Annotated in this window: 15 protein-coding genes; 12 read left to right on the forward strand and 3 right to left on the reverse strand. The window is 72.7% G+C overall.

The window, feature by feature from the left end; genetic code table 11:
- The first annotated feature begins 583 nt into the window (after window positions 1-583).
- The 4 genes from AB0I91_RS33185 (at window position 584) to AB0I91_RS33200 (ending at window position 4199) form a co-directional block, all read left to right on the forward strand.
- Window positions 584-1420: an alpha/beta fold hydrolase gene (locus tag AB0I91_RS33185; RefSeq protein ID WP_499617790.1), complete on the forward strand. Its 837-nt coding sequence runs from the start codon at window positions 584-586 to the stop codon at window positions 1418-1420.
- Entirely contained in the window at window positions 1413-1976 is a 564-nt protein-coding gene (locus tag AB0I91_RS33190; protein WP_499640492.1) for a TetR/AcrR family transcriptional regulator, read from the forward strand. The genes AB0I91_RS33185 and AB0I91_RS33190 overlap by 8 nt, the downstream gene beginning before the upstream one ends.
- Window positions 1977-2383: 407 nt before the next feature.
- Window positions 2384-3631, forward strand: a complete 1248-nt coding sequence (locus AB0I91_RS33195) for a PP2C family protein-serine/threonine phosphatase (RefSeq protein WP_499617788.1) — start codon at window positions 2384-2386, stop codon at window positions 3629-3631.
- Window positions 3632-3926: 295 nt separating this feature from the next.
- The gene (locus AB0I91_RS33200; RefSeq protein WP_499617787.1) at window positions 3927-4199 is read left to right on the forward strand and encodes a GlsB/YeaQ/YmgE family stress response membrane protein; all 273 of its coding nucleotides are present in this window, start codon (window positions 3927-3929) and stop codon (window positions 4197-4199) included.
- A gap of 922 nt (window positions 4200-5121) precedes the next feature.
- Here AB0I91_RS33200 and AB0I91_RS33205 read toward each other — a convergent pair.
- Entirely contained in the window at window positions 5122-6039 is a 918-nt protein-coding gene (locus AB0I91_RS33205; RefSeq protein ID WP_499617786.1) for a TauD/TfdA dioxygenase family protein, read from the reverse strand.
- Window positions 6040-6044: 5 nt separating this feature from the next.
- Between AB0I91_RS33205 and AB0I91_RS33210 the strand changes: the two genes are divergently transcribed.
- The 8 genes from AB0I91_RS33210 (at window position 6045) to AB0I91_RS33245 (ending at window position 13581) form a co-directional block, all read left to right on the forward strand.
- Window positions 6045-6377 carry a putative leader peptide gene (locus AB0I91_RS33210; protein ID WP_499640494.1) on the forward strand — a complete coding sequence of 111 codons (333 nt, stop codon included), beginning with the start codon at window positions 6045-6047 and terminating at the stop codon, window positions 6375-6377.
- Window positions 6378-6451: 74 nt separating this feature from the next.
- Window positions 6452-7459, forward strand: a complete 1008-nt coding sequence (locus AB0I91_RS33215) for an ABC transporter substrate-binding protein (RefSeq protein WP_499617784.1) — start codon at window positions 6452-6454, stop codon at window positions 7457-7459.
- Window positions 7456-8277 (forward strand): ABC transporter ATP-binding protein, encoded by an 822-nt coding sequence (locus tag AB0I91_RS33220; RefSeq protein WP_499640496.1) that lies wholly within the window; start codon window positions 7456-7458, stop codon window positions 8275-8277. The genes AB0I91_RS33215 and AB0I91_RS33220 overlap by 4 nt, the downstream gene beginning before the upstream one ends.
- A complete protein-coding gene (locus tag AB0I91_RS33225) occupies window positions 8274-9125 on the forward strand; it encodes an ABC transporter permease (protein ID WP_499640498.1) in 852 nt (283 codons plus the stop codon). The genes AB0I91_RS33220 and AB0I91_RS33225 overlap by 4 nt, the downstream gene beginning before the upstream one ends.
- 28 nt (window positions 9126-9153) lie before the next feature.
- Entirely contained in the window at window positions 9154-10725 is a 1572-nt protein-coding gene (locus AB0I91_RS33230; RefSeq protein ID WP_499640500.1) for an FAD-binding protein, read from the forward strand.
- Window positions 10722-11075: a 4Fe-4S dicluster domain-containing protein gene (locus tag AB0I91_RS33235; RefSeq protein WP_499640502.1), complete on the forward strand. Its 354-nt coding sequence runs from the start codon at window positions 10722-10724 to the stop codon at window positions 11073-11075. The genes AB0I91_RS33230 and AB0I91_RS33235 overlap by 4 nt, the downstream gene beginning before the upstream one ends.
- Window positions 11072-12247 carry an ROK family protein gene (locus AB0I91_RS33240; RefSeq protein ID WP_499640503.1) on the forward strand — a complete coding sequence of 392 codons (1176 nt, stop codon included), beginning with the start codon at window positions 11072-11074 and terminating at the stop codon, window positions 12245-12247. The genes AB0I91_RS33235 and AB0I91_RS33240 overlap by 4 nt, the downstream gene beginning before the upstream one ends.
- A 2-nt stretch (window positions 12248-12249) precedes the next feature.
- The gene (locus AB0I91_RS33245; protein WP_499640504.1) at window positions 12250-13581 is read left to right on the forward strand and encodes an LLM class flavin-dependent oxidoreductase; all 1332 of its coding nucleotides are present in this window, start codon (window positions 12250-12252) and stop codon (window positions 13579-13581) included.
- A 28-nt stretch (window positions 13582-13609) separates the two neighbouring features.
- Here the strand turns inward: AB0I91_RS33245 and AB0I91_RS33250 are convergent, their stop codons facing one another.
- Both AB0I91_RS33250 and AB0I91_RS33255 read right to left on the reverse strand, forming a co-directional pair.
- Window positions 13610-13795, reverse strand: coding sequence for a hypothetical protein (locus AB0I91_RS33250; protein WP_499617777.1), 186 nt, complete (start codon window positions 13793-13795; stop codon window positions 13610-13612).
- 466 nt (window positions 13796-14261) lie between these two features.
- Window positions 14262-17471, reverse strand: a complete 3210-nt coding sequence (locus AB0I91_RS33255; protein ID WP_499640506.1) for a CHAT domain-containing protein — start codon at window positions 17469-17471, stop codon at window positions 14262-14264.
- Between the last annotated feature and the right edge of the window lie 137 nt (window positions 17472-17608).

A 17608-nucleotide genomic window follows, 5' to 3' on the forward strand; every position in this document is an offset into this window, starting at 1 on the left:
CACGAAGCCGACGTCGTGCCTGCCGAGAATGCGCCCGACTTCCCGTACCAGGTGAGCAAGGGCGAGCCGGAGGACTTCGCCGTCAACTTCCGACGAAGGCGTGCGACTGCCGCTTCTCCTTGGTGGTGGACTGGGTCGTGGGCGGTGAGACCCGTCAGACCGCGGTGCCCACCAACGACACCCTGCGCATCGTCCCGGTGGTGGAAGCCCTGATCGTCGACCGCCGATGACGCCTCACGGCCACCTGTCGACCACCAGGGCCGGGGCACGGAGGCCATCCCGAGCGTGAATCAAGTAACCGGAACCGGCCGGCAGCGGTACCGCCGCAGGCGTAACAGCCACGCCTCCTCGACGAGCGACCGCCGGCACACCTTCCAGGTCCGCGCGATCCGTCGCCGGTGATCGTGCCCCCGCTGCCTGCGGCAGGCCGAGCGCGGATGCCTCGGTGTTCGTCCGCCGACGGCCGACGATGACCCATCACGCTCGGAGTCGGCGCGGCGGTTCCGCCCGTACGAGTCGGTTGACAGGCACGGCTAATGCCATTAGCTTTTAAGCTATAGTCATTAGCCGTGAGGGGATCGACATGACGCAGTTCCTCGAGCTGGACGGCGGCCTGCTCGCCTACGAGGTGATCGGCGAGGGGCCGCTGATCGTGCTGGCCCACGGCATGGGCGACAACCGGGCCGCCTACCGCGAGATGGCCGTCCGACTGGCCGACGCCGGGTACCGAGTCGCCAGTGTGGACCAGCGCGGCCACGGCGAGTCCAGCACCGGCTGGGCCTCCTACAGCCGCACCGACTCGGCCGCCGACCTGCTCGCCGTGGTCCGACACCTGGGCGGTCCGGCCGTGCTCGTGGGTCACTCGTTCACCGGCGGCTCCGTCACCATCGCGGCCGCGCGGGAGCCCGAGTCGGTCAGCGCCATCGTGCAGATCAGCCCGTTCACCCGGGCGCAGAAGGTCGACTTCGGCGGCCTGCTCTCCAACCCCCGCTACCGCAAGGGGATGGCGCTGCTCATGGGCGCGGGGGTGTTCCGCAGCGTCGCGCTGTGGAAGCGCTACCTCGACCACGCCTACCCCGGCGCCAAACCGGCGGGCTTCGTCGAGCACGTCGCCGCCCTCGACGCGGACCTGCGCAGGCCCGGCCGGATGGCGGTGGTGGGCAGCATGGGCATGTCCGCGCCCACCGACGCGGGCGCCCGGCTCGGCGACATCCGCTGCCCCGCGCTGGTCGTCGAGGGCTCGCTGGACCCCGACTGGACCGATGCCCGCGCCGAAGGCGAGGGCATCGTGGCGGCCATGCCCCCGGGGCTGGGCCGGGTCGAGGTGATCGAGGGGGCGGGCCACTACCCGCACGTGCAGTTCCCGGCCGAGGTCGCCACGGTGGTCCTGGCCTTCCTCGGTGCGGGCGCCCGTGGCTAGGGCGGCGCTGTCCGCGGACGCGGTGGTCGACGTCGCGCTGCGCCTGGTCGACGACGAGAGCCCCGCCGCGCTGACCCTGGCGGCAGTGGCCTCCCGCGCGGGCGTGGCCACGCCGTCGCTTTACAAGCACGTCCGCAACCTGGCCGAGCTGCGCGCGCTCATGTCGGTGCGGATCATCGACGACCTGGCCGAGCGGATCGGAGGGGCGGTCCTCGGCCGATCCGCCGACGAGGCGATCCGCGCGCTCATGACAACCTGGCGCGAGTACGTGGTGGAGCACCCGCACCGCTACTCCGCGCTCGTCCAGACACCCGAGCCGACGGCGGCGCAGGCCGGGGCAAGGCTGGTCGACATCATGCTGGCCGCCCTGCGTGCCTACGACATGCAGGACACCGAAGCCATCCACGCGGTCCGCTGCCTGCGCGCGGCCATGCACGGCTTCGCGGTGCTGCAAGCGCAGAACGCGTTCCAACGACCCGAGAAGCTGGACGACACCTACGACCTGCTGATCCACATGGTGGTCACCGGCCTGCGAACACCCCACCGCCGCACGTGAACCTCACCCACGAGGAACCGGGACCTCACAAGAGGCTCCTCGAACCCGGTTCCGCGAGCAACCAGCTGAGTTGATCTCCAGGTGCGGATGTGGGATTCGGAGGCGTGTATGTCACCCGTCGTCGACAGCGCGGACCGATACCGCCGCCGCAGGAGGTGGCGTGTCGGGGCGCTGATAAAATGACCGCACCCTCGCCCGGAACCCTCGTGGCAGGACGCGGGAAGGGTCTGCTGGACGGAGCCGGTCTGCATCGGCGTCCGATCGCCGAGCCGGCCGCGGTGGTACTCGTCCGCGGGCCGTACTACGGTCACAGGTACATCCAGTCGTTCCGCGCCTGCTCGCATGGCCCTTGTCACACGCTCGTGCTGTCGTTCGGGTGTGCTCGACGATCAGGACGGAGTGGGCGGATGACGGATGCCGGGCGGTTGGCTCGGCGGCTTCAGGTGCTGGAGGCGATCACCGACAGCGGGCTGCGCGAGCTCGACCTGGACAAGCTGCTCGACGTGCTGCTGCAGCAATTGCGGTCGCTGTTCGCGGTCGACACCGCCACGGTGCTCCTGGTGGACTCCGGCGGCGGGCACCTGGTGGCCAGGGCGACCGCCGGCCTGCAGGAAGAAGTCCTCCAAGGCGTGCGGATACCGGTGGGCTCGGGCTTCGCCGGCACGGTCGCCGGCCGTCGGGAGCCGGTGCAGATCGACCACGTCGATCCCACCACCGTCCTCAACCCCCTGCTGTGGGAGCGCGGTCTGCAGGTCATGCTCGGCGTGCCGATGGTGGCCGAAGGCAGGCTGATCGGTGTGTTGCACATCGGCAGCACGGCTGCCCGCCGGTTCACCGACGAAGACGTCGGCCTGCTCCAACTCGCGGCCGATCGGCTGGCGACGGCGGCGCACCTGCACCGCTCGCGGTCCGAACTGGCGGCGGCGGCCTTGCTCCAGGAGAGCCTCCTGCCCGGCCGGCTGCCGACCACTCCCGACTGGGAGTTCGCCGCGCGCTACGTGCCGGGCGCGGAGAACGGTGTGGGCGGCGACTGGTACGACGTGTTCACGCTGCCCGGCGACCGCATCGGCGTGGTCATCGGTGACGTGGTCGGCAGCGGGCTACCGGCCGCCATCGTCATGGGACGACTGCGCAGCGCCCTGCGCGCCTACGCCCTGGAGTTCCCCGACCCGGCGGAGGTGCTCGGCAAGCTCGACCGCAAGGCCAGCCACTTCGAGGCCCACACCATGGCCACGGTCGCCTACGCCGTGATCGACACCACCACCGCCCGCGTCGACCTGGCGCTGGCCGGCCACCTGCCACCCGTGCTGGCCATCCCCGGCGAACTGTCCCACCTGGTCCAGGCTCCGGTCGGACCGCCTATCGGACACCACCTGGCCGTCACCGGTCGCCGAGGCGCGACCCTCGACCTGCCACCCGGCGCGCTGCTGGCGTTCTACACCGACGGGCTGGTCGAACGCCGCGGCATCGACCTCGACAGCCGACTCGAGGAGCTGCTCGGGCACGTGGTGCCGGCCACCGCGGAGATGGTCTGCGCCGAGGTCATGGCGAGCCTCGTCGGCACCCAACCCGCCACCGACGACATCGCCGTGCTCGTGACCCGCCACCGCCCCGGACCCGCCCGCCCGGCCACGCCACCTGCCGGACCGGCGTGACAGGGCTGCGCCCCCGGGGCAGGTCGGCGCCCGGACGGGACCAGTCGGCGCGGTGAACGCGCCGGTCGGGCCCGGGGTGCTGCCGCCGCACCAACGCCTCGGCGCGGGTGGCCCGCGCGGCGGCCAGGTCGATGATCGGCTGGTTGTGCACGGCCCAGCTCGCCGTTCGCCGGCGCCGCGGGTGACAGCGAGGAGTTCACACAGGTGTGAAATGGGGCGTAGTTGGGCAACCCGGTGCCTGTAGCGACCACGCCGCGTCGCAGAAGGCGCCGTGGCACGAGGACAAGGAACCACCGTGGGCATCCTGGGTTGGATCGTTCTGGGTCTCATCGCCGGCGCCATCGCCAAGGCCATCATGCCCGGCAAGGACCCCGGCGGCATCATCATCACCATGCTCCTGGGCATCGTCGGCGCCATCATCGGCGGATTCATCGGCCGCGCCATCTCCGGCTCCGACATCGGCAGCTTCTTCGACCTGAGCACCTGGCTGCTCGCCATCCTCGGCTCGCTGATCGTGCTCGGCATCTACCACGTCGTCACCAAGCGCGGCCACCGCGTACACAGCTGACACGACACCGCCGAACCACTCGGGCCCGCCGGTCACCCACCGGCGGGCCCGACCACTTCCTGATGCCGCACACCCCGAGTCGAGCGACGGGAAGCCGAACCAGTGGCGATGGCACGGAGTCTTCCCGGTCAGGCCCGAGACCCCACTCGCCCGGCATCGCGGATTGATCGCCGGACAGTGACGCTGCCCCGTCCATCGACGCACGGGACACGCAGCGGGACGAACTTCCGGTCAACCGACCGGCTCATCGATGTCCACTCCGGACACGTCAACCGCGTTGAAACGGCCCGCGTGGTCGGTCACCAGGTCGCACAGGCCGCCGGTGTGCGGCACGAGGTGGGCATACTCGTGCGGTCACAACTCCGTCCCTGCCGAAGTGGACTCGGTGCATCGCGGACGAGACCACGTCGTGACCCACGGGCGAGGCGACCGCGTGGTAGCAGATCCAGGTGTTGCCGTCGTAGTCGGTGAAGAGGGAGTTGTGCCCGGCGCCATAGAGCCCTTCCACCGACTGGTAGTTCAGGACCGGCGTGATCGCCTTGGACCATGCGCAGGCCGCGCGCTGTGGCGGGAAGCAGCAGACCCGTACCGGGCACAACGGCGTGACGCTGACGCCGAGCGGGTACAGCGGCAACTCGGCGACCTCGACAACACCGACCTGGGCACTCCTGCGGATCAGACCGACTCGACGTCGCCAAAGAGTCGTCACGCCGCCCGGACGGACACGGACCGCTCAGGTGGTCCGCGGCCCACAAGAGGCCATTGAGCTCTGTCCAACCCGGTGGAGCGGGCCGGACGGCTCCGGGCCGCGCAACGACACCCACGCCTACCACGAATCCTCCGGTCAGGGCCGGTAGCCGCCCGGGTCATCGGCATCGCGGCGCCAAGGTGACGCATCTCCTACCACCACGGGACGGCAGGGTCAGAGCGCGGAGAAGTGGGCTGCGTCGCCGACGACCGTGGTGCTCGTGACGCCGTCCACGCTGACCGGGACGTCGCCTGCGATGGTGATGCGGTGCAGGCGACGGCGTGCGTCGTCGTAGTCGGCGACGCCGTAGTGCTGGGTGGCGCGGTTGTCCCAGATCGCCACGTCGCCGTCGGCCCACTGCCAGCGCACGGTGTTCTCCAGCCGGGTCACCCGGTCCTGGAACAGGCGGTAGACGGTGTGCGACTCGGCGGTCGTCAGGCCGACGATCCGCTTGACGAAGTGGCCGAGCAGCAGCGCCCGCTCGCCGGTCTCCGGGTGCACGCGCACCACGGGGTGCTCGGTCTCGTAGCGCTGGGACTGGAACTCCTCGCGATAGGACTCCTCCTTCACGTCCACCCCGCCGATGCGGGTCGCGTCCACGTGCCCGGCGTAGTCGTAGACGTTGCTGTGCACCGCCCACAGCCGGTCCGCCAACGACTTCAGCGCCGGCGGCAGCTCCTCGTAGGCGCGCACGGTGTTGGCCCACACCGTGTTGCCGCCGTACGGCGGCAGCTCGACGGCGCGCAGGATGCTGATCGCGGGCACGCGGTCGACGAACGTGACGTCGGTGTGCCAGCTGTTGGCCTTGCCGTAGTCGGAGTCGATCGGCAGCACGTTGGTGTGCTCGCGGCCCTTGACGGTCGGGTGGGCCAGCGTCGGCTCGCCGAGCAGCCGGGCGAAGGCGAGCTGACCCGCGTCGTCCAGGTGCTCCTGGCCGCGGAAGAACACCACCTTGTTCGCCAGCAGCGCGTCCCGGACGGTCGCGACGGCGCCCTCGGACAGGTCGCCGCCCAGCCGGACGCCGTCGATCCGCGCGCCGATACCCGCGCCGAGCCGGTGGACGGTGATCGTGTCGGAAAGCTGTGCGGTCATCGTCGATGTCCTCTCGTGGGAATGCGTTCGCACTTCACGATGGAGATCCGGACGGTGCGGGCACAACATTGCGCGGTGGTGAATTAAGTCGTCCCAGCACGCGGACGCGGTTGACGCCGGCGGGACGACTCGGCACTTCCTTGCGCTGCGCAAGAAAGTGGCCGGTGTCCAGCTCGGCGGACGACCGACTCCATGATGTGGGACGGTCGCCGAGCCCGTTGACCCCGCCTGACCTCGGTGTGAGGCTCTGGCACGTGAGCCAAGCCGTCACCCTCACCTCTCGCCGGCACGTCGATCTCCGACGGCAAGCCGGCGCCCTCTGTCGCGCCGGTCGCTGACCCCTCTTCCTTTCCACCCCGGGCGCGGCTGCCCGGTGGTTCGGCCTGCCCGTTTTCCCAACAAAGGATTCGCCGTGATCAGCACGCGACGGAACTTCCTCGGCCTCACCCTCCTCGGCCTGACGGCGGCCGCGGTCGGCTGCTCCACCGCGGGCGCCGGTGGCGGCGTCGAGACCAAGACGCTGCGCTACCAGGGCTGGGCGGGTGACGTGACCTTGCCCGAACTGGCCGCCGACCTCGGTCACCTCGGCGACGTGACGCTGGAGTGGGTCGGCAACACCACCAGCGGCCCGCAGGACATCCAGTCCGCCGCCACGGGCCAGGTCGACTTCGGCGGCGCGTTCAACGGCGCGGTGGTCAAGCTCAAGGCCGCCGGCGCCCCGATCAAGTCGGTGATCGGCTACTACGGCTCCGACGAGGCCGCCTTCAGCGGCTTCTACGTGCTGGAGGACAGCCCGATCTCCTCCGCGCGCGACCTGGTCGGCAAGAAGGTCGGGATGAACACCCTGGGCGCCCACCACGAGGCCATGCTCGGCATCTACCTCAAGCGCAACGGCCTGTCCCCCGACGAGATCGGGAAGGTGGAGCCGATCGCGGTGCCGCCGGTCAACATCGAGCAGTCCGTGCGGCAGGGTCAGCTCGAGGTCGGCGTGCTGGGCGGGATCCTGCGCGACAAGGCGTTGGAGAAGGGCGGTCTGCGCAAGCTGTTCTCCGACTTCGACCTGCTGGGCGCGTTCACCGCGGGCACGTACGTGTTCACCGAGAAGTTCCTGAGGGACAACCCGAACACCGTGCGGACCTTCGTCAGCGGCGTCGCGGAGGCCATCGAGTGGAGCCGCACGACGCCGCGCGACGAGGTGGTGGCGCGCAAGGTCGACATCCTCACCAAGCGCGGGCGCAACGAGGACCCGGCCGCGCTGCGGTACTGGAAGTCCACCGGTGTCGCCGGGAAGGGTGGCCGGATCGTGGACGAGGAGCTGGCGCTCTGGGTCGACTGGCTCGTCGAGCGCGGTGAGATCACCAAGGACCAGGTCACGCTCGCCGACCTCTACACCAACGAGTTCAACGGGGTGGCGGCGTGAGCACCCACATCAGCTTCCGCGACGTGACCAAGCGGTTCGTGCTCCGCGACCGCGCGTCCCGGCGGCGCACCGAGTTCACCGCCGTGCGGGGTGTCGACCTGGACGTGGAGCGCGGCGAGTTCCTGGTCCTGGTCGGGCCGAGCGGCTGCGGCAAGTCCACGTTGCTGGACCTGCTCGGTGGGCTGACCGAGCCGAGCGAGGGCCAGGTGCTGCTGGAGGGCGCCCCGATCACCGGGCCCGGCCTGGACCGGGGCGTGGTGTTCCAGCAGTACGCGCTGCTGCCGTGGCGCACCGCGCAGGGCAACGTCGAGTTCGGGCTGGAAGCGGCCGGTGTGCCACGCCGGGAGCGGTCCGGACGGGCCCGCGAGTTCCTGGACCTGGTGGGGCTGGGCGGTTTCGAGGACCGGCACCCGCACCAGCTCTCGGGCGGTATGCGGCAGCGCGTCGCGATCGCCCGCAGCCTGGCCTACGACCCGGCCGTGCTGCTGATGGACGAGCCGTTCGCGGCCCTGGACGCGCAGACCCGCGAGTCCCTGCAGGACGAGCTGCTGCGCATCTGGCAGCGCACCGGCAAGACGGTCGTGTTCATCACGCACTCCATCGACGAGGCGGTCTACCTGGGGCAGCGGGTGGCGGTGCTGACCTCGCGGCCCGGCCGGGTCAAGGAGGTGGTCCCGATCGACCTCGGTGACCGCACCGGCCAGGCCGACCTGCGCTCCGGCACCGGGTTCGCGCGCTACCGGCACCGGATCTGGGAGCTGCTGCACGACGAGGTCTCCCGCGCGCAGCAACAGGAGAAGGAGGTGGCCGCGGTATGACCGCGTTGCTGGAGTCACGACCGTCCGTGGACGAGGAGGGGCCCGCGAGCCGGGTGGCCGGGCCGTCGGTCGCACGCCGGGTGGTCGACGCGCTGGTGACGTCGGTCGGCAAGGTCGCGGCGATCGTGCTGCTGCTCGGCGTGTGGGAGACCGCGCCCCGGCTGGGCCTGGTCGACGACACGTTCCTGCCGCCGTTCTCCACCGTGCTCGACGCGTGGTGGCGCCTGGCCGCCGACGGTCAGCTGCTGGACAACACCGGGGCGAGCCTGGCCCGGTCGCTGTCCGGGTTCGGCCTCGCGGTGGCGGTGGCCGTGCCGCTGGGCCTGGTGATCGGCTGGTACAAGTCGGTGGCGTCGCTGCTCGGGCCGCTGCTGGAGGTCTTCCGCAACACGGCGGCGCTGGCCCTGCTGCCCGTGTTCGTGCTGCTGCTCGGCATCGGCGAGACGTCGAAGATCGCCATCGTGTTCTACGCCTGCACCTGGCCCATCCTGCTCAACACGATCAGCGCGGTGCGCGGTGTCGACCCGACCCTGCTGCGGCTGGCCCGGTCGGTGGACCTCTCCGCGTTCCGGCTCTTCCAGAAGGTGATCCTGCCCGCCGCGGTGCCCACGGTGTTCACCGGCATCCGGTTGGCCGGCGCGGTGTCGATCCTGGTGCTGGTGGCCGCGGAGATGGTGGGCGCCAAGGCCGGGCTCGGCCACCTGGTCAACGCCTCGCAGTTCAACTTCGCCATCCCGCAGATGTACGCGGGCATCATCACGATCTCGGCCATCGGCGTGGTGTTCAACCAGCTGCTGGTCGCGCTGGAGCGCCTGTTCACGTCCTGGCGGGTTCCCGTCGGTTCCTGATCCACCGGAGTACGGAAAGGAGCTTCGCATGACGCTCGAACTCGACGCGGACGTGCTGGTCGTCGGCGGTGGACCCGCCGCGACGTGGGCCGCGCTCAAGGCGGCCGAGGACGGCGCCGCGGTGGTGCTGGCCGACAAGGGGTACTGCGGCACCAGCGGCGCGACGGCGTCCGGCGGCACCGGTGTGTGGTACGTGCCGCCGGAGCCCGAGGCGCGGGAGCGGGCCATGGCGAGCCGGGAGGCGCTGGGCGGTCACCTCGCGGACCGGCGCTGGATGGCCCGGGTGCTGGACGAGACCTACGAGCGGATCAACGAGCTGGCCGAGGTGGCCCGCTACCCGTTCCCGGTCGGTCCGGACGGCCGACCGCTGCGCAACGGCCTGCAAGGGCCGGAGTACATGCGGCGGCAGCGCGTCCGGGTGCGCCGGGCCGGCGTGCGGGTCCTCGACCACAGCCCCGTCACCGAGCTGCTCGCGACCGACGACGGCGTGGTGGCGGGTGCGGCGGGATACCAGCGGCAGGCCGGCCGGGCGTTCCGGGTGAGGGCCGGTGCGGTGGTGCTGGCCACGGGCGGCTGTGCGTTCCTGAGCAAGGCGTTGGGCTGCGACGTCAACACCGGCGACGGCGCGCTGTTCGCCGCGGAGGTGGGTGCGGAGCTGTCCGGCATGGAGTTCTCCAACGCCTACGGCATCGCGCCCGAGCACACGTCGGTCACCAAGACCGCGTTCTACAACTACGCCACGTTCTACCGGGCGGACGGCTCGGTGCTCGACGGCGCGGGCAGCCAACGCGGTCGTTCGGTGATCGCGCGGACGCTGCTGGCGTCGGAGAAGGTGTTCTGCAAGCTCGACCGCGCCGACGAGGCCGCCCGCACGGCGATGCGGACGGCGCAGCCGAACTTCTTCCTCACCTTCGACCGGCTGGGCATCGACCCGTTCACCCATCCGTTCGCGGTGACGCTGCTGGCCGAGGGGACGGTGCGCGGCACCGGCGGCATCCGGATCGTGGACGACGGGTGCGCGACCACCGTGCCGGGCCTGTACGCGGCCGGTGACGCGGCGACCCGGGAGCTGATCTGCGGCGGGTTCACCGGCGGCGGCAGCCACAACGCGGCGTGGGCGATCTCGTCCGGGTCGTGGTCGGGGCGAGCGGCGGCACGGTTCGCGCGTGCACTCGGCGCGTCGGCTTCGGGGCACCGGGTCCGCGCCGCCGGTGGTGCGGGGCTGCGCCCGACCGGCACGACGTCGTCGGTGTCGTCGGCCGACGTGGTGAGCGCCGTGCAGGCCGAGGTGCTGCCGTACGACAAGAACTACTTGCGGCACGGTGACGTGCTGCGCACGGCGTTGGGGCAGCTCGACGCCACGTGGTCGGCGCTGCGCTCCGGTCTGCGCGCCGAGGGCCCGGACGCGGTGCGGGCGCGCCAGGCCGCGGCGATGGCCGCGCACGCCCGGTGGATGTACGGCTCGGCGCTGGCGCGCAGCGAGAGCCGGGGCATGGCCAAGCGGCTCGACTTCCCCGAACTGGACCCCGCCCAGCACTTCCGGATCACCTCGGGTGGCTTGGACGAGGTGTGGGCCCGCCCGCAGGAGGTGGCGGTGTGATCGAACTGGTGTCGGCCGCGCGGTGCGTCACCTGCGACAAGTGCGTCGCCGTGTGCCCCACCAACGTGTTCGACCGGGGCGCGGACGGCGTGCCGGTGATCAGCAGGCAGCAGGACTGCCAGGCCTGCTTCCAGTGCGAGGCGAACTGCCCGACCGACGCGTTGTTCGTGGCGCCGCACACCCACCCGTTGCCGGCGGAGTCGTTCGCCCACGACGAGGAGCACCTGCGGCGGACGGGGTTGCTGGGCAGCTACCGCCGTGACATCGGGTGGGGTCGCGGGCGCACCCCGGGCGCGGCACGGGCGGTGGGCCCCGCGCTGTCGCCGACCGGCCCGCCGCTGATCTCGTGAACCCCCGCGGCACGGCGGCGTCGGCGTTGTTGGGCGCCGTGCTGCGGCACGGACCGGTCGCGCGCACCACGATCGCCCGGCTGACCGGCCTGAGCCCGGCGGCGGTGACGCGCAACTGCGCGGCGCTGGCCGGCCTCGGCCTGCTCACCGAGGTGGCGGGCTCCCTGCCGTACCGGGGCATGGGACGCCCGCACACGCCGGTGGACGTGGAGACCGGTCGCCACCTGGTGGCCGGGATCCACCTCGCCCACGAGTTCTGCACGCTGGCGTTGCTGGACCTGCGCGGGCGGGTCAGGGCCAGGCTGCGGGTGCCGCACCGCGATCCCGATGACCCCGTGGAGGTGCTGGCGACCGCCGCCGACCGCTTGGTGCGGCTGCACGCCGAGCACCTGCCCGGGCAGGTGCCGCTCGGCCTGGGCGTGGCCGCGGGCGGCTGGGTCGACACCGAGGCCGGTGTGCTGGTCGAGCACGCCTCGCTGGGCTGGCGGGACGTGCCGGTGCGGGACCTGCTCGCGGCGCGCACCGGGCTGCCGGTGCTGGTGGACGGCCACGCGCGGGCGTTGGCCAGGGCCGAGCAGCTGTTCGGCGCCGCGGGTCACCACGAGTCGCTGGTGCACCTGTTCGTCGGCAACGTGGTGGACGCGGCGATCATCACCGGCGGCGGCGCGCACCGGGGTGCGCGGTCGGCGGCGGGCGGTGTCGCGCACCTGGCGCTGGGCGACCCGGCGATCGAGTGCCCGTGCGGCCGAGCCGGGTGCCTGGAAGCCACCGTGTCCGACCGCGCGTGGGCGTGGCGCGCCTACCGGGCGGGCGTGATCCCCCGGCCGTCGATCACCGATCTGGGTGACGCCGCCGCGGCCGGGAACGGCGCGGCCACCGCGCTGCTGGTCGAGCGCGCCAGGATCGTCGCCCGTGCCGCGGCGATGCTGTTCGACATCGTGAACCCCGACGTCGTCGTGGTCACCGAACTGGGCGTCACCCGGCTGCCCGAGTGCGCGGACGCGTTGCGCGCCGAGGTGGCCGCGACGTCGCGCGCGTGCCCGTCGCCCTCGGCCGTGCTGCCGAGCAGCTTCGGCCTGGACGTCCTCGGCGTGGCGGCCGGCGCCGTCCAGCTGGACGCGATCTACGCCGACCCGCTCGACCTCCGCAACCCGATCCGACTGGGAGTGTGAAGTTGTCCGCACGCGAGCTCCACCTCAACGCGTTCCTCATGGGCGTCGGCCACCACGAAGCCGCCTGGCGGCACCCCCGCACCGACCCGCGCGCCCTCGACGACGTGGCGCACTTCCAGCACCTGGCGCGGACCGCCGAGCGCGGGACGTTCGACTCGGTGTTCCTCGCCGACGGCGTGCAGGTCTGGGGCGACGTGCGGCACACGGCCGCCAACCGGTTCGAGCCGATCACGCTGCTGACCGCGATCTCGCAGGCTACCGACCGCATCGGGCTGATCGCGACCGCGTCGACCGGGTTCAGCGAGCCGTACAACCTGGCGCGGCTGTTCTCCTCGCTCGACCACATCAGCGGTGGGCGGGCCGGGTGGAACATCGTGACCACGGCGGGCGACCGGTCGGCGCAGAACTTCAACCGCGAGGTCAACGCCGAGCACGCCGAGCGCTACCGGCGGGCCGACGAGTTCCTCGACGTGGTCACCGCGCTGTGGGACTCGTGGGAGGACGACGCGCTGGTGGTGGACCCGGAATCCGGTGTGTTCGCCGAGGACGCCAAGGTGCACGAGATCAACCACAAGGGTCGGTTCTTCTCCGTGCGCGGGCCGCTGAACGCCGTGCGAAGCCCGCAGGGGCACCCGCTGCTCGTGCAAGCCGGGTCGAGCGAGGACGGCCGGGCGTTCGCGTCGGCGTGGGCGGAGGCGGTGTTCACCGCCCACCAGACGCACGGCGACGCGGCCGCGTTCTACGCCGACCTCAAGCGGCGTGCCAGGGCCCGGGGGCGTGACGCCGACGGCGTCAAGGTGCTGCCCGGGATCGTCCCGGTGCTCGGCGGCACCGAGGCCGAGGCGCGAGGGCTGGCCGACGAGCTCGACGCGTTGATCATCCCGGTGCGGGCGGTCCGGCAGCTCGGCGAGCTGATCGGCCTCGACCTGACCGACCACCCGCTGGACGAGCGGTTGCCGCCGTTCCCCCCGGTCAGCCGCGTCAACGGCGCGAAGAGCCGGTTCGAGCTGGTGCGCGACCTGGCGCGGCGGGAGGAGCTCACGTTGCGGCAACTCCTCGGTCGCCTCGGCGGCGGGCGCGGGCACCAGGTCGTCGCCGGCACGCCCGAGCAGATCGCCGACCACATCGAACTGTGGTTCACCACGGGCGCGGCGGACGGCTTCAACGTGATGGCGCCCCTGCTGCCGTCCGGCCTGGAGGACTTCGTGGACCACGTCGTGCCGCTGCTGCGGGCCCGCGGCCTGTTCCGCACCGAGTACACCGGCCGCACCCTGCGCGAGCACTACGGCCTGCCGCGCCCGGCCGGCCGCTACGCTGCCGCCACGGTGGTCTGAACGACGTTCGGCCCGACGCCGCCTCCGGTCAACGGCCGCGCTCGTCGAGAACCGCCGGCAGCTCCGACACCCTCGCACGCAGGAAGGCGTGGTGGACGGGCACCGCCACCCTGAGCCTGTTGCCGTTGTCGACGAGCCTGAGGTAGGCGCGGTCGACGAATTCGTTGACCGCGTCCTCCCATCGTCGGTCGCCGTGGCTGCGTTCTGGAGGCACGCCAGGCGGCCGGACACCTGCTGCGGTTGAGGTTCTGCGGCGCCTGTGCCGAGGGTGTGCCGAAGTGGCTGTGCCGAGAGCTGCAGGTCGCCGTGTCACCAGGGTGTGCGGCCGGTGCCCAGTCGGGTCAGCAGGTCGGCGGGGGTGGGGCCGTTGTGGGTGTCGGGCCAGTCGCGGACCTGCTGTTCGGCCCAGTCCGCCCACTGCCGGGTCATCTGTGCCAGTCCGACCCGGGATGGGGTGGGCGTTCCTGTGCGGACCGGTGACCTCGGACGATTTTCGTCGCGGGGTGGCCCGAGCCCAGCACCCGCTCAGAGTGAGCGATGGAGGCTTCGTAGAGCGGGATCACCTGATCCGGATCACCTGCCGACGGTAGAGGTGGGCCAGGTTGATCCGTGAGACCAGCCGTGGGACGTCCGCGCCCGACCCGCTCGCCTCGCGCGAGTGGCCGTGGCGGGAACGGCGGTCAGGAGCCGACGTGCACGTACCCGGCCCACTGCGACACCGCGAGCGGGAACTCGGTGCGCAGTTCGCGCAACACGTGGTGCAGGGCCTCGGCGGGTGGCGTGCCGGCGTGTACGCGGCGGTGGAAGGCGGCTGCGACGCGGGCCGCGACGGCGTCCTGGATCGGCCACAGCGCACCGACGACGTGTCGGAACCCGGCGAGCTGGAACGCCGACGCGAGCGTGATCACCTCGTCCGGCGTGGTGCGGGCAGCGCGGGCGGTGGAGCACGCCGACAGGTAGGCCAGCTCGGCGTTCTCCAGGCGCAGGGCGCCGATGTCGGCGACGGTCAGCGCGCCGTCGGCGAGCAGCAGGTGGCCGGCGGACGGGACGAGCGGGTCGCTGTGCGCGTGGCAGGCGAAGTGGGCCCACGTCGCGTGGGGCAACGCGGTGAGCACGGCGGCCCGGGTCGCGGCGGGACCGCGCAGCGGTTCGGCGGCGAGGAGCGCGGCGAGGTCGGTCGCCTCGGCGTCGGTCGCGGGCAGGTCGGCGTGGTCGGGGGTGGTGGGCATGGCGACGGCGAGGAGGTCGCGCCGCGTCGTCGGCGGGCGGGACCGGGTGTGGCTCAGGGTGCGGGCGGTGGGTGTGTAGGACGACACCACGCGGTCGAGCACGGCCTCGCCGGGGATGTCGTGCCGACCTGCGGCGTGCAGCGGGAGGTGGGTGAGCGCGCCGGTCGGGCACCACCACACACGGGGCCACGTGGCGCGGGGCGCGCGGGTGTGGCCGAGCGCCTTCAGGACCGGTCCGGCGACCGTGTCCCACAGCCAGACCAGCGTTTCGCGGACCACGGTCTGCGCGTGGAACCGGGCGACCAGGTCGCCGCCGTCGAGCGTGTCGAGCGCCGAGAGGTAGGCGCCGGCACGCTCTTCGACCTCCTCGAGGGTGACGCGCCGCAACCGCTTCGAGCGCACGCCGCGGGAGGTGATCAGCAGGGCGTCGCAGCGCCACCGGCTGATGTTCACCAGCACGATCGCGCCGTCGGCGACGCGCAGGTCCAGCGCGCTCGGTGGGCGCAGGAAGGCGTCGAGACCGGGAACCGCGCGGATCCGGTCCAGCACGTCCTGCCACCGCTGTGACAACGCCTGCCGCTCGTCAGTCGACTGGGACTCGTCGGCCAGCTCCTCCAGCACCGCGTCCCACTCGGCCGCGAGGTGCGGCGCGCGGTCGCGCAGCGCTAGCGAACCCGCCCGGGCGTCGAGCTCGTCGACGAGGAGCACGCCGCGGGCCTGCTCCAGCAGCTCGACGGCGCGGACCGGGTCGCCGGTCGCGAGGGCGGCGGCGGCCGCGTCGGTGTGCACCCCGCGCAGGTCGGCCAGGCGGAACTCGCGGTCCGCCCGGCGCACGTGCCGGGGCGCGACCTGGGCCACCAGGTCCACGCCGCCGGCGAAGGCCGCCAGTGCGGTGCTCCACTGCCCCAGGATCACCGCCCAGCCACCCCACACCCGGTGGGCGCGGATGCGGGTCGCGGGCGGTGCGTTGAGCACGCCCGCACTCGCCTCGGCGACGCGGACTGCCTCTCGCAGGGGGCCTGTGGCGCCAGTCGCGTTGCCCAGGACTCCCAGCGCGATCGCGAGGTTGAGCAGCCGGGAGCCGCGGATGGCCAGGCCGGCGGGGGTCAGGGCGACGGCTTCACGGGCGGCGGCGACGGCCCGCTCCGCGTCGGCTCGGTCGCCGTCCACGAAGTAGCGCTCCATCAACGAGGAGCACAGGTTGTTCAGCACTTGAGGACGGGTCGGGTCGTGCGGGCCGAACCGTTCGGCGCCGCGCTCGGCGATCCGCACCCGTTCGCGCAACGTGTCCTTCTCGCCCGTGTGCTGGTACAGCAACATCATCACGACGCCCATCTGGTCCGCCAGCCGGGTTTTCAGGTCGTCGGTCGGCTGGACGGCCCCGAGGTGGTCGCGGATCACCTGGAGTGCGCGGTGCAGGTCGTCCACGTCCCGGGTGCGGCGGTAGCGGTCGGCCAGCGCGCCCGCCAGGTTGAGCGCCGTGGACGCCCGGAGCCGCGAGAAGGGCTGCGACTCGACCGCGCGCAGCCCGAAGTCGACCGCCTCGTCCAGGGTGTGCAGGTCGGGTGACAGTTCCGCGCGCCGCCGCAACGCCACCGTGAGCAGGTCCAGCACCTGGGTCCGGTCCTCGTCGGCGAGGACGGCGCGGCCCACGGCGATCGCGGTGTCGAGGGAGGTGCGCGCGCCTGTCGCGTCGTGGTGTCGGAGGTGGGCCTCGGCGGCGCGGGTCAGGACCGTCGACCGGCTCGGGTGGTCCGGCGGGCAGTCGGCGACGGCCTGGGTGGCGAGCCGGGCGCCTTCCTCGACCTGCCCGCTCTCGGCGGTGAGCAGGGCCAGCAGGGCGACGCGTGCGGCCTGCCGGCCCGTCGGCACGGGGTGGGCGGTCGCACCGCGCCGGGCCAGGTCCAGCGCGTCGGCGAGCGCCTCGGGCGTGCGCTCGAGGTCGTGCAGCTTGCGCAGCAGCATGGCGGCGTTGTGCGCGATGCGGGCCTCGTCCTCGGGATCGTCCGGGTCGGCGAGGTGTGCCCGGTTCAGGGCGATCGCCTCCAGGAGGGCGGCGCGGTCGCCGACCAGGTCGTAGCGGTGCCCGAGGAGGGTCGCCCGGCCGTTCCAGTCCGGTTCGGCGGCGAGGGCGGAGTCGACGTCCGCGACGTCGTGGCCCGACGCGGCGAGGTCCACGAGGTAGCCCACGCGGGTGGCGCGCAGGCGCGGGTCGGCGCCGCCTTCCAGGACGGCGAGCGCGGCGTCACGGCTGTCCCGGTCACCGGTGTGCTTCCACCGTCGCCACAGCGCCTCCGCGTACATGCCCGTGCGGACCGGGTGGTCGGGGTGGGTCGGCGGGAGCTGCGCGAGGGCTCCGGCCAGCACGGTCACCGTCTCGTCCAGGGCGGCCGGATCGGTCGAGGCCAGCCGGAACAGGGCGCTGCCGTGCAGGTGCAGCAGTTGCTGCGAGCCGGAGTCGAGGAACGGGCGCAACAGGTCGGTGATCTCGACGAGCGGGGCGGGGTCGTCGGTCAACCCGGCGGTGGTGTGCAGGGCGGTCGCCAGCGCGCCGAGCTGGTCGGGTTCGCGCCGGCGGGCCACGGCGTCGCGGCCCAGCGCGACGGCCTCCCGCGCCAGTGCGCGGTCCCCGGTGCGCTCGGCGGACAGCGCGAGCGCCATCCCCGCGACCCCCAGGGCTTCGGGGTCGTCGGGCGGTGCCTGCCGGGCGTGGGCGGGCGCGCGGGCGCGCACCGCCGGGGGGGCGGGGCGGGGGTGCGGCAGGCGGGATGGGGAGAGCGGCGGGGAGGGGGAGGGTG

The sequence above is a fragment of the Actinosynnema sp. NPDC049800 genome (assembly GCF_040656635.1).
Lineage (GTDB): Bacteria > Actinomycetota > Actinomycetes > Mycobacteriales > Pseudonocardiaceae > Actinosynnema.